Annotated in this window: 9 protein-coding genes and 1 pseudogene; 9 read left to right on the plus strand and 1 reads right to left on the minus strand. The window is 59.7% G+C overall.

From position 1 onward, the window contains the following. Window positions 1-8 precede the first annotated feature (8 nt). From JWR98_RS21975 to JWR98_RS22010, 8 genes and pseudogenes are all read left to right on the plus strand, one after another. Window positions 9-5,171, plus strand: a complete 5,163-nt coding sequence (locus JWR98_RS21975) for a dermonecrotic toxin domain-containing protein (protein ID WP_205491186.1) — start codon at window positions 9-11, stop codon at window positions 5,169-5,171. 85 nt (window positions 5,172-5,256) lie between these two features. Then, window positions 5,257-6,252 (plus strand): FecR family protein, encoded by a 996-nt coding sequence (locus tag JWR98_RS21980; RefSeq protein ID WP_078732967.1) that lies wholly within the window; start codon window positions 5,257-5,259, stop codon window positions 6,250-6,252. Between the two features lie 351 nt (window positions 6,253-6,603). Beyond that, window positions 6,604-7,031: pseudogene (locus JWR98_RS21985) on the plus strand (hypothetical protein). Further along, on the plus strand, window positions 7,028-7,576 hold the full coding sequence (locus tag JWR98_RS21990) for an adhesin (protein ID WP_078732965.1): 549 nt from the start codon (window positions 7,028-7,030) through the stop codon (window positions 7,574-7,576). The pseudogene JWR98_RS21985 and the gene JWR98_RS21990 overlap by 4 nt, the downstream one beginning before the upstream one ends. 67 nt (window positions 7,577-7,643) lie before the next feature. Further along, on the plus strand, window positions 7,644-8,390 hold the full coding sequence (locus JWR98_RS21995; protein WP_078732964.1) for a hypothetical protein: 747 nt from the start codon (window positions 7,644-7,646) through the stop codon (window positions 8,388-8,390). Window positions 8,391-8,450: 60 nt separating this feature from the next. Further along, on the plus strand, window positions 8,451-9,131 hold the full coding sequence (locus JWR98_RS22000; protein ID WP_078732963.1) for a C39 family peptidase: 681 nt from the start codon (window positions 8,451-8,453) through the stop codon (window positions 9,129-9,131). 40 nt (window positions 9,132-9,171) lie between these two features. Further along, on the plus strand, window positions 9,172-9,915 hold the full coding sequence (locus JWR98_RS22005; protein ID WP_078732962.1) for a hypothetical protein: 744 nt from the start codon (window positions 9,172-9,174) through the stop codon (window positions 9,913-9,915). 49 nt (window positions 9,916-9,964) lie between these two features. Beyond that, window positions 9,965-11,269, plus strand: coding sequence for an autotransporter outer membrane beta-barrel domain-containing protein (locus JWR98_RS22010; RefSeq protein ID WP_078732961.1), 1,305 nt, complete (start codon window positions 9,965-9,967; stop codon window positions 11,267-11,269). Window positions 11,270-11,347: 78 nt separating this feature from the next. On the opposite strand, the gene JWR98_RS22015 is transcribed toward JWR98_RS22010, so the two are convergent. Further along, the gene (locus tag JWR98_RS22015) at window positions 11,348-12,667 is read right to left on the minus strand and encodes a sigma-54 dependent transcriptional regulator (protein ID WP_078732984.1); all 1,320 of its coding nucleotides are present in this window, start codon (window positions 12,665-12,667) and stop codon (window positions 11,348-11,350) included. 343 nt (window positions 12,668-13,010) lie between these two features. On the opposite strand from JWR98_RS22015, the gene JWR98_RS22020 reads away from it, so the two are divergent. Next, window positions 13,011-13,271, plus strand: a complete 261-nt coding sequence (locus JWR98_RS22020; RefSeq protein ID WP_078732960.1) for a hypothetical protein — start codon at window positions 13,011-13,013, stop codon at window positions 13,269-13,271. The last annotated feature ends 57 nt before the right edge of the window (window positions 13,272-13,328 follow it).

The raw sequence follows: 13,328 nt of genomic DNA on the forward strand, positions 1-13,328 counted from the left end.
CGTGCACCATGGCGAAAGTCTCCCCACCGTATTTTTTCGATGAATTTCTGCGCCCGATCAAACGCAAAGAGCCGACGCCACGGGAGCGTGCGCTGGGGTTCACGCTCAAGGACCTGGACTGGCTGCACACGCTGTATTACGCCACCGATGCCGCACGCCAGAACCGCACACTGCACGGGTATTGCATGCGGGTCGAACGGCTGCTGATCAACCGCCTCGGCCAGCGCGTCATGCCACTGGCCGGCACCTTTATCATGAGCCCGACCCCCGATGCAGAAAAAGCAGTGCTCTACACCCCCTATGGCGGCCTGGAGCTGTTCGACAGCCGCGCCGACCTGCTCATTGAAATGGAGGCCCGCTTGCGGGACCCGGACGAGCGCCGCCAATTACTGCACTTTCTGTCCATCACAGAGCGTGACGAACTGCCGACGGCTGCGCACCTGAGCCTCACCACGTCGGTCATCGAGGGCGCAGTGATGCAAGACCAGGAGAGCGCCATCCGGGCCGGACAATACAAAAATGTAACGATGATGCTCCAGGAACTGCGCAAACTTCCCACCCTGGATGGAATGCTCCACATCTTGCTCGGCATCATGGCCCGTTCCTACTTTCCCGGCCTCAACCAGGCCGACACCCGCGTTAACTTCTTCAGCCGTACGACCACTGACGACGGGGCGCGCTGGGTCGCCTCCCTACCGCTCAACGAGGCGCTGCTGCAGTTTTACGTCAAGCATGCCTGGCCGACGGACCAGACCCACACCTTCGTCAATACCGGCTATGACCCCAGCGCCTTGACCCCGCAGCAACGAGCCGAAGACCAACAACGCTGGGACAGCGTGGTGGAACAAACCAGCGCTATCCTCTCCAGATTATTGAACAGCCTGCTGCAGACCTACTGGAACGAAGACATCAAGGGGGGTGAGTCACGCCTGCAACTGTTCGCCAAGGTCCTGAGCGACAAGTTCCGCGCCGACCTGTTGTTCAAGCACCAGGACGAAATCGTCTCCAGCGACGAAAGCCGGATACTGCGCGCCATGTTACTGCCCAACAAGACCTTGCGTGATGCGGCGGACAGTCAGTTGAAGCTGGAAAAGGTGCGGGTGCATGCGCCCTTTCAACATTACGTCGACCTCGCCAGCACGCTGATGATGAGCAACTCCCACGCCTATCTCTATACCCAATCGCGTGGGTTGCAGGTGCTCAAGGACCTCAAGGACCTCACCGCCACCTTGTTGAGCATGCTCAAAGCCGCAGGTCATGAAGATGAGTTGCTCAATTTTATGTCCGTGGGCGAGCGCAACGTGTTTATCGGCATGGATCACATACAGGTCCATGGCCAGCCGGTCGCAGACGATGTGTTCCTGGAAATGATCGAGGACGTCGTCACCAAGCAGTTCGACAACCTGGATTGCGCGCTGGGGCTGTTTCGCCGCAGTGCAGGCAGCATTGACCTGGCGGCACTGCTCGACAGTGCCCTGGACGTGCGCATGATGCTGGACAGTCGTTTGTTGGAGCAAACAAGCGGCGGGCGCTGGACGGTGCATCCCATCACCAGCGGCAATGGGCGCCCCAGCACCGTCCAGGCGGAAAAAGCCAAGCTGCACGTGCGACGGTTGGAAACGATCGAAACCGCGCTGGCTCTGGAGCGCAGCCAGCATCACACCTTGCGCGACCTGGTGGCCCATGCGCTGAACATGGAAATCGCCAAGAGACATCTCAACCTGAAAGCCGATGATATCCATATCAATACCTATGCCAGCCAGGCGCGGGAACAAGAAGACCGTCTTCCACAACAGTCTTCAAATATGGTCCAGCACTTTATCGCGCGCCTGGCCCAGCAAAGCGAAGCACTGACAGACTCTCTGCACACCGGGCTCTACGGCAAACGCGACGCGGGCCGCGCCTTTAGGCTGCCCAGTCTTTCGACCCAGACGTTCAATGCGATCATCGAGCAGGTGCTGAAGTCCTTTGTTCAAAGCGACCTGCGCACGCTGCCGCACCTGCTGCTGGAAAAGAACCAAACGCACCTGAGCCATGGCCTGTTGCAAGGGCTGATCGGCGAAGCCCGTTTGAGACGATTGTCCAGAAGCTTACCGGAGCCAACGCTGGCGTTGCTGGACGCCTCTCTGAACGCCGACGGCCTGACCCGGGTGACCCGGCATGGCCTGAACGGTTTTATACCGGATGCCTTCGGCTTGACCTTGAACCTTGGCCTCGACGCCATCCCCCAAGCCCTGGCCAATTGTTTTGTGCTGACCGAACGCGGCGGCATCGACCCCCATAACTCAGGCACGGCGCTGTTATGGACACCGCGTTGCGGCTATGAAGCCTTTGCGTCAGTCAAGGTCTTGCTCGACGCCCTGGAACAACGTTTGCAAAACCCGCTGGAGCGCCTGCCTCTGCTGGAAAACATGCCCGTCTCGCGACGTCTTCCCCATCAGTCCTACAGGCTTGGTCCGTTGCAGCGAATCGACGACGATCTGCTGAAAAACCGCCAACAGACCTATAGCGACTTCATACGTGATGAAATCGACCATGTGCTTTCGATGGGATTGAACGCACAGCGCTTTCAATACTGCATGGACCGCTTGATCCGCCGCGCACCGCCGTCCAATCTGCCCAGGGCGATTGCAATCGCGCGTGCAATGATCCTCCAGCAGGCACTACCGGTATGGCTGGGCATGGCAACGCCTCGCGACCAGATCCTGCAGGCCGAGCTGATCGAACAGTACCGCGTCAGCGCACCGGATGAACGTGACTACCTTCACGGCATCAGGTCCATTCGTGAGAGCGCTCAAAGCGTCCTCGCGAGCTTGCTCAAAGCGCGTTTTCCCGAGCAGGACATTACGCCGGACAACGTACTGATCCCTGGAAACATCGATTTGACAGGCAATATCCAGACGCTGACGGATTTCGCCCTGCGGCACTTGCCTGAGTTGAACGGCGACGCGATCCGGCCGCGCTCGCGCACCGCTACGCCCTTGCCGGCAACCCTGGACGGGAATGCCGTGGTGCAACTGGTTCGACAGCTGGACCTGAAAAAGCACTTTCAGCAGCAGTTGACGGCACACCTCAAAAGCCAGACCGCAGGCACGCAGGAGCGCCGCGAGCTGTTCTGTCGGCAACTGCCCTGGCAAGTCATGCAATACGCCCATCAACACATGCTTGACGAGCGGCTGTCGGCATCCGCCTGGGGCTTTATCCAGCAAGTCTTCGACATGCCCGATGCCCTGGCGCGCGCCGCCGTACGTGGGGCCCAAGCCGTCATTCGCCCGCTTGAGCTGATCGCAACCGAGGGGGCCGCGAAGGTCAAGGCGTTGGGCTGTTACCTGATCGGGCCAACGTCCGGTGCTCCTGGCCCTGTGGTCCTGTATGCGCCCTACAGCCCCACGCATTCATTGAAGGAGTATTCGAACGACGTCGCGTTTCTCAATGAGTTCATCACGCCCGGCGCGCTGCAGGACTGGGTACTGGAACAGTTGGAAACCGCGCATCAAGCCACTTACCGTAATTTGCTGAATCAGCGCTTCGGCAAAGGGCCTTCTGATATCCGTCTGGGTGTGTCACCCATTACCGGCAACCTGCTGACTCGGCTGTTCGACGACAACGCCGAAATGCTGCTCAAGATGCTCGCCAGCCAGTTCTCCCGATTGGGCAAGTCAACCTGGGAGGCGGTCACCAGCCTGTTGACCCAGGGCATTCCCAAAGGCTTGCAATTCATGGCCGGCAAACTGGCTTACCCGCTGGTGGTATGGCGCAGCTACAAACTGTTCAAGGCCTCCGCCGAGGACCTGCAGGAACACCACTGGCACCAGGCGCTGAAGATGTTCGCACTGGGTGTCGCCGAGATGGCCACTCTGCGCGGGGCGCTGGAGGATCTGCTGCCCCAAACCGCGCCGCCCGAGGAGCCGGTAACGCAGGAGCCATGGCTGCAACCGTCGCAGCCGGCGGCCACCACGCTGGGCACGCTGGATGTGACGGAGCCCGAACGTACTCGGCTGCAAGCCTTTGAAAGCCACGATGTCGCCCTGGACGACCTTGAGAAGACCACGCAGCCTCACCTGTACCGAGACAGGCCCAATATCCGCAACTATGTGCCACTGGCCGGCAAGGTGTACCCGGTAAAAAAAACCGGTGATGGCTGGCGCCTGAGCAAAGGTGAGCTGCGTGGCCCATACGTACAGCAAAACGCCCAGGGCGAATGGACGCTCGACCTGGACCGGCATAACCCACGCTATGGCAAGACATTGAGCCGCTACGCGGGCAGGCTGTACACCCGCTCGGCCGAACGATCGTTGATCAATATTGAAGCGGTGGGCATGCAGGAGATTACTGCGCTGTCCAACTGGAAGGCACAATGCATCGATGAAGCACTCAACGTGGCGACGTATTACACGGTCACCTGCAAACGCAACCTTGTCCACTTTACAGCACTGCGCGATGCCAACAGTCGGCTCGGGCGTTTTTTCAGCGAGCTCTTTGGCATCGTCACGCTCACGACCGACCAGGTGCAAAGGATCGAGCGGCGAATCGACGAGGTGCTCGATGAGTTGATAAACCACACCCTGGTCGGCCCCGATTCAAAGCGTTTTGTCAGCGGCACCCCTCGCTACAGTCCGCAGGACAGTTACGCGTTTGTGCTGCCCGATGATGCGCAGCGCAAGATCTATTTGCTGGACCGCTTCTTCGACCCGCACATGGACATGTACCAGAACCGCTTGAACACACCGTTCAACTTATCGGCCCATGCGCGAGCGACCGTGTTGATTCATGAGATCACCCACATCCGATCCTCGACCGAAGACCTGGCTTACCTGGACAGCATGCGGCCGTTTCCGGACTTGATCAACGTCAACGCTCCCGGGGGCGCATTGATAAAGACCGACCTGGAAGATCTCCGCGAAACCGCACTGTCATTGGCCACCCCGGTGACGATGCTGTTCAAGGCATGGGACGCGGTTTCCCAATTGTGGGAGGATTTTGGCGACAACCCTTCAACACACTTACAAATGAAGAAAGTCTTGAGTACCACCGGTGCCACCTCCCTTGCTGACGCTCGCTCGATCTTCATGAGCAACGCCGACAAACGCATCGACACCATTCTGGCCAACGCTGACTCGGTGACCTACCTGATCAGTGAACTGGGCCGCACGCTGGATACGGGAGCCTGAGCACGCGGTTGATGTGCAATCGCCATGACGGCTGTTCTCGCCGTTCGGCCGTGGGGGTTAGAATGTGGGAAATCAGGATGCATCAATGACCGAAAAGCCCGTTTCAGAAGCCGAATACGACACCATCACCGATGCCGCCGCGCAGTGGTGCATGCGCCTGCACGCCAGTGACTGCACGACACAGGAACGCAAGGCTTTTGAACAGTGGCACGATGCTCATCCGTTGCATGCCTTCGAATACGCCGCGATGCTGGAAATCTGGGACGTAGCCGACTATTTGCCACGCAGCGAACCGCCCCCCGTAGCGGCGCCGTTCAAACCGCGTAGCCGGGGCAGAACGTACGCCAAGGCCGTAGCCGTGTGCCTGCTCGCCTTGCCCGTGGCGGCCATCACCGGCTGGGAAGCCGGTTGGCTGCCCAGTTCCTGCGAACAGTTCGAGGCGACCCATGGCCTGCGCCAGGTGACGCTGGGCGATGGCAGCCAGGTCGAACTCAACCTGGGCACCCGGCTGGTCTACAGCCACTACAAAGACCAGCGCCGGGTCACGCTGAAAACAGGCGAGGCGTTTTTCAAGGTCAGCCATGACAGTGCCCGTCCGTTCATCGTGCGGGCGGGCGAAGGCCAGGTGCGCGTGACGGGCACCCAGTTCAACGTTTGGACGTACGAGGACCAGGTTCGGGTGACGCTGCTCGAAGGCTCGGCACAGATTTCCAGCAACCCCGTGCACGGCAGCGTGCCGCTGACGCCAGGCATGCAGGCCAGCTATCAGCCCGGAGAAGCCACGCCAAGCGTGAAGGCGATCAACCCCGATGACGGCGCGCTGGCCTGGCGCCAGGGCAAGCTGGTGCTCGACAACCTGACCCTGGCCGATGCCCTGCCGCTGATCAACCGCTACCTTGCCAAACCGGTGATGCTGGCCGATGCCAGCACCGGCGCGATTCGCATCGGCGGAATCTACAACCTCAACGAGGTCAACAACCTCGTCCCCTCCCTGCCCAAGGTACTACCGGTCTACCTGACCCAGAACCAGGACGGGAACCCCGTCCTCAATTCCATCCCGCGTAAAATCCCCAAAGGCTGACATCGCCAGGCGGGCCCGTGCTTGCTCGCGCCTGTTGTGTCCATTTTTGAAACACTGCCCTGCCCTGAACCGCTTGCAGGGCGCGGATTCATGGTTTTGTCACATACGGTGTTAAGCCCATGATACAGCCAGCTGAATCACTTGCGGCGTGGCCGAACCTGCGCAGTTGATTCAGGACTGTCTCATCTTTGAAACAGCAGTGACGGCACTTTGCCTTACAATAACTTCAACTAATTGAATAATAACGATAAATAAAAAGCGGCACGGCTCCTGCTCTATTCCTTTCAGCGCTGTTTAGGGTCAGCGCGGAGCATAAGGAACACCGCCGTGATCACATTCACTCAAAGCTTGATGAAGGGACTGCTGGCCAGCTGTGTACTCAGCCTTGGCATCAGTGCACCGAGCTTTGCCGGTGACGGTGTGATCGTGACCGGGCGCAATGTGCAAGCGCACATGATCGGCCGCCCCGCCTTCGGTAAAGACCCCTACCCCAGCACCGCCAACGCCAATCCCAGCCAGGACGTCATGGCGGCCACCGGCGAACTCAGTGACCGCGATTTCGGCAACGTCAGCAGCGGTTCGAGCATCGTGCGCGTCATTCAGACCAACGACACCATGACCGGCCTGCATGCCACTCAAGGGAGCCTGTCGACTCTGGGGGCCGGCTCGGCCGGCGGTCATGGCAGTGGCAGCGGCATGGGCGGCAGATCAGCGATTCGATCCAGCGCGGCATGGCGCCCCTGAATAACATCGGCAGCATGATGGGGGGCAAGCCATGAATCGCGCCCTGCTCATCCTCGCCTTGCTGGCCAGCGCCCCGGTCATGGCCGACGACACCGCCGTGATCAGCCACAGCGGCAAACAGTACGACGGCGTGCTGTCGATCAACCAGGCGGCCGGCACGCAGAACCAGACATCCAACAGCCGCGCCATCGCCGTCGGTGGCCAAGCCACCAACCTGAATATCCAGCGTATGGACGGCAGCGTCGACCCGTCCCTGAACGCCAAGGCGGCGATCCAGAGCAGCTCATTTACCAGCGGCAACGGCGTACTGGGCATCAACCAGTCCGCCGGGGCCAATAACCAATCTATCAACGCCGTGCGGATCAGCATCAACCCTGGCCCGCAAAGCATCGATGACAGCGTCCTGTTGCAACAGAACACGACGCAATTGACCGACTCAGGGCTCACCCCCACCACTGGCAGCCGCCTTGTCGTGACCAGCGACCAGGCCTTCACAGGCAGCCGAGGAGTGATTCAGGTGAACCAGAGTGCCGGGGTGGGGAACCGAGTGGCTAACACCCTGGGCATCACTATCAAGTAAACGCTTGGTAGTACTCGCTGGACCGTACCAACACTTAACCAACTAATTAGAAGCAAGGAGAAACACCATGAAACCTCAAATGGCCCTGAAACCAATGGTTTTCGCGCTCGCCGCACTCATGGCTGCCGCAGCTCAAGCGGGTGGTGGCTGGCACCCTGCGCCTCAACCTACCGGCACCATCGCGGCTGTGGTGACAGATGTACAAAACAGCGCGGTCAACAAGTTCGACGACACCAAAACCGAAAACAACGCCTCGGCCGATGGCTCGGTGAACAGCAACAACGGTAACGTTGGGGTCAACGTTCAATCCGGCAGTGGCAACCAGGCTGACAACTCTGCCGCCATCTCCAGCGCCAAAGGCGATGCCGCCACCGTATTCGGTGTGGTCGATGTGAATCAAAACAGCGTGCTGAGCAGCTTCAGCAACAAAGGCACGCAAAACAATGCTTCGCTGGATAACTCGGTTAACGGTAACTCCGGCAACGTGGGTTATAACGGCCAGGCCGGTCAAGGCAACCAGGGTAAAAACAACCTGGCGATCGTGACCGCGGACGGCAAAAACATTGCCGCGGCCGCCAACACCGAACAAAACTCCCTGGGCAACAGCTTCCTCAACGCGGCAGCCAGCAGCCACGGTTATGGCCATGGCGGCAACGCTCAATACGTGTCCAACAACGCCAGCCTCGACAACTCGGTCAACCGCAACTCCGGCAACGTGGGTGTGAACCTGCAGTCCGGCTCGGGCAACCAAGGCAGCAACAGCCTGTCGATCGGTCAAGGTTGCACCGTCTGCGCCAGCGGCGTGCGCTTCTGATCCAACGGGCCTTGGCAACAAGGCCCTTTTTTATTCCAGTGTCCACCAGGTCATTCGATCATGCGCCGCGCGACCCTCGCCCTCCTGATGTTGCTCACCGGCCCTGCGTGGGCAGGCACCATGGCGATCTCCGCCATGCCTGGCGGTGCGGTGATTTTCAAGAAGGTCGAGAGTATCCGCGAACGCCGCTTCGCCAACCTGGTGGAACAGAAAACCGATTTCAGCTGCGGTGCCGCGGCACTCGCCACCATCCTGCGCCAAGCCTATTGGCTGGACGTCGACGAAGATCACATCATCAAAGGCATGCTGGTCACGGCCGACCAGGACCTGGTGCGTACCCAGGGTTTTTCCATGCTGGACATGAAGCGCTACCTCGAAAGCATCGGCATGCGTGCCCGGGGCTACAAAATCGCGCCAGACACCCTGGTGACCGTGAAAGTCCCTGTGGTGGTACTCCTGGAAATTCGTGGCTACAAGCACTTCGTGGTGATGCAGCGCGCCGACAAGGACTGGGTCTATATCGGTGACCCGGTGCTGGGCCACAAGCGCTATTCGCGCGATGACTTCGTCAAGGGCTGGAATGGCATCGTCTTCGCCGTGCTCGGTGAAGGTTATGACAAGTCCAATGTCTTGCTCGACCCGCCCACGCCGCTGACCGCCAAGAACCAGTTGAATGAGTTCCGGCCCGTAGGCGATGCCGAGCTGATGGATTTCGGTTTCATCCAGAGCGACTTCTTCTAAAAGAAGCGCAATAAGGGGCAGGACGCTCCAGGAGCAGAAGATGAACACTTCCCGTTGGCTGACGGTCATGTGTCTGGCAGCCTCGATGCCCGCTTATGCTTCATCGGCGTTCAAACCGATCGAACTCAAGGATGCGGAAATGGCCGATCTGCGCGGCCGTTATGTGATGCCGGGGCGGATCATCAGCTTCGGTATTGTGATGAGCAGTACCTGGACCAATGCCGTGGGCGACACCCTCACCGGCAAGGCCAGCATGCAGGTCGACGCGTCGACCATCACGCCGCAATTCTATGTGCAAACCACTGGCTCGACCGGCAACGGTACGAACCCGAACACAGGTACCGGCAACGTTACCGGCGGTGCCGGCCTGGGCAGTGGCCAGGGCGTGACACAAAGCGTGCGTGCCGCCGGTGACGGCAACACCGCCTACAACAACGTGGGGATCACCGTCGAGAACGGCCTGGCCCCCGCCAACCTGGTGCAATCGGGGCAAGTGCTGGTGGCCGGCGGCACAGTGACCGGCGACAGCGCGGCCGGCCGTGTCAGTGTGTCGGCCAATAACGGCGGCTTGCAGATGGCGATCCAGGCCAACCACAACCAGGGCAACAGCCTGCAACAGATCGGTGGCGGCAACGTGCTGCAAGGCACGGTTTTGACTGGCAACACCAACTTCGTCAACAACATGACCCAGCTCAACGTGGTAATGAACAATAACGGTTTGAACAACGGCGCATTGAACTGCAACCTCGATCAACTCAAAGCCCTACGCACCCTCGGTTATTGAACTACGCTGAGCCTCGACACTTACGCATTAGAAAAGGACGGCTTATTTCATGCATCGATCGTTATCGCTTCGCGCGGTGGTCTGTTTAAGTACGCTCTTGCCCGCATCCGTTCTGTATGCCGCGCCAGATACCGATATCGAAACACTCAAACAGGAACTCCTGGAACTCAAGCAGCGCTACGAAGTGCAGCAAAAAGCCCTGGCGGTGCTGGAACAACGGGTGCGCCAGGTAGAGGACCAACCGGCGACACCGGCGCCCAAGCGCCTGGCCAAATCCCCGGCAGACTTTCAAAAAGCCAGCGGCACCACTGTCGCCGGTACGGGCGCGGCGGCGGCATCCGGTGGCGCGGGCGGTGGCGGCAGTTCCTACGGCCAGTCCCTCAAGGACGACTCGGCCCCTGCGCAAAGCGTGAGCAACCTCTATAACGAAGCCAGCGGTTTTTTCGGCAATGGCAGGTTCAGCTTTGAAACCGGCGTGACTTATGCCCGCTACGATGCTCGCCAGCTGACCCTCAACGGTTTCCTGGCACTGGACTCGATCTTCCTCGGCAACATCAACCTGGACCGGATCAAGTCCGACAACTGGACCCTCGACCTCACCGGGCGCTACAACCTCGATAACCGCTGGCAATTCGACGTGAACGTGCCCGTGGTCTATCGCGAATCCACCTACCAGTCGGCCGGCGCCGGCAACAGCAGCGCCGCAACCTCGGAACAGTCGGTGACCCGCGACCCGACCATCGGCGACGTCAACTTCGGCGTGGCGTACAAGTTCCTCGACGAAACCCCTTCCCTTCCGGATGCCGTGGTGTCGGTGCGGGTCAAGGCGCCAACCGGCAAAGAGCCCTTTGGTATCAAGCTGATCGGCTCGCCCAATAACGACAACCTGTTCGTGCCGGAAAGCCTGCCGACGGGCAACGGGGTCTGGTCGATCACTCCCGGCATCTCGCTGGTCAAGACCTTCGACCCGGCAGTGCTGTTCGGTTCGTTGTCCTATACCCACAACTTCGAAGACTCGTTCAGCGACATCAGCAGCGATGTCAACCAGAAGGTCGGCGGCAAGGTCAGCCTGGGCGACAGCTTCCAGCTCGGCGTCGGGGTGGCCTTCGCCCTCAACGAAAAAATGAGCATGTCGTTCTCGGTGTCCGACCTGGTGCAACGCAAGAGCCGGCTCAAGCCTAATGGCGGGGACTGGCAATCGGTGGTCTCCAGCGATGCCAACGCCGGTTACTTCAACGTGGGGATGACCATTGCGGCCTCGGACAACCTCACCATCGTGCCGAACCTGGCGATCGGCATGACCGACGATGCGCCGGACTTTACGTTCAGCCTGAAATTCCCGTACTACTTCTGACCGAATCGCAGGCGATTACCACAACGCAAAAGCCCCGCAACGATAAGGGTCGTTGCGGGGCTTTTCGGTTTACCCGCCCTAGCGGATCTGGTGCTTGTGCAGCAACCGATAGAACGTCGGCCGGGAAATGCCCAGCACACGGGCCGCGACACTCAGGTTGTCGCTGTGCCGGTTGAGCACATCGCACAACGCCTGGCGTTCGGCGCGGTGCTTGTAGTCTTCCAATGTCGCCATGGGTGACGAATGTGCCTGTTCGGTCACCAATCCCAGATCAACGGCTTCGATTTGGCGCCCTTCTGCAAGCACCAGGCCACGGCGTACGCGGTTGGCCAACTCACGCACATTGCCAGGCCACGGGTGCTGCCCCATGGCGACCAACGCGTTTTCACTGAAACTGCGCGGGCGACGACCGGTTTCCTGACTATAGAACCGCGAAAAATGGTTGGCCAGCATGACCACGTCGCCATGCCGCTCGCGCAACGGCGCCGTGACGACTTGCAGCACATTGAGCCGGTAGTACAAGTCTTCGCGAAAGCGCCCTTTGGCGACTGCGGCTTCAAGGTCGACGTGAGTGGCCGCCAGCACGCGCACATCCACCGGGATCGGCTGGGTACCACCGACCCGTTCAATGTGCTTTTCCTGGAGAAAACGCAGCAGGTTGGCCTGCAACTCCATCGGCAGATCGCCAATTTCATCGAGGAACAGGGTGCCGCCGTGGGCGGCTTCGATACGCCCGACCTTGCGCTGGTGGGCGCCGGTAAACGCACCCTTTTCATGGCCGAACAATTCGGACTGGATCAGATGTTCAGGGATCGCCCCGCAGTTGATCGCGACAAACGGTTTTGCGTGACGCTGTGACTGACGATGCAAGGTCTTGGCGACCAGTTCCTTGCCGGTGCCGCTGTCGCCTCGGATCAACACCGGTGACTCCGTAGGCGCCAGCTTGGACAGCAACTTGCGCAGCTCACGGATCGGCCGACTGTCGCCCAGCAATTCATGGCCTTCGTCCACCGGGGTATGGCCCTTACCGCGCAGGCGCGCCATGCCGAAGGCGCGACCCAGGGTGACCTGCACGCGGGCAACGTCAAACGGCAAGGTGTGGAAGTCGAAAAACCATTCGCAGACGAAATCACCGACATTCTGCAAGCGCAGAACGTCCTGACTGAGCACGGCGATCCACTCCGTGCCGCTGCGGCCAATCAGTTCCTTGACGGCTTCGGGTCGCTCCAGGTGATAGGGCTGCAGGCGCAACAGGCCGATATCACAGGAACGCTCGCCCACCGCTTCCAATGCACAGCTGTCTACCTCCCACCCGGCGGTGCGCAAACCAGGCAATAACCCATGGCAATCGTCACAGGGGTCGACCACAAGCAAGCGACGCGCAGGTGTAGCAAGCATGATCATTCCTTGGCGCCAGAATTTTTAAAGTTATTAAGAAACAACGATTTGTGACGCTTGGCGCTAACACTAGCAAGATCTTGACGCCGGCCTTGTACCGTTTTGCTATAAGTGCGGGCAAAAAGCCACCTTTGCGGGTTTGCGGCACGGAAGTGATGCATCGCGCCAATGTTCATCGCGCTTTCAAAACAGCCACTTACATGATGTCAGTCAGGGAAAGTTAAAAATATGTGTTCTAACATGTGACCCGTAACCGGCCATCGTGCATCAGTACAAGTAACCCACCGCACGGTCAGCCCAACCGCCGGTACTCACTTGAATGGGCATTTAGAGAGAGACCCACATGAACGCCCCGCTCCGCATCAACGAAGCTCTTTTGATCGCAGACCGTGCTTTCCAACCCTTTCAGTGCGTGGCCTGGCACGATGGCAATGGCGCCCTGAGCCTGAGCGTCGTCGACCGCACCAACACCCGTATCGGCCGCAAACAATTATCATCGAACACCTATACCGATCCGGCGCAATTGGAAAACTTGCTGTTGCAGGCCCGCGCCGAACTCGACAAAGATGGCCACCAGTTACTGTCGTGGGCAATGCCGAAGTAAGTCGATGCCAACTTGCGATGGCTGCAGAACAGTCATCGCACGTTAAGCCGTATAACG

This window comes from Pseudomonas lactucae (genome assembly GCF_016937615.1).
In the GTDB taxonomy this organism is placed as follows: domain Bacteria; phylum Pseudomonadota; class Gammaproteobacteria; order Pseudomonadales; family Pseudomonadaceae; genus Aquipseudomonas; species Aquipseudomonas lactucae.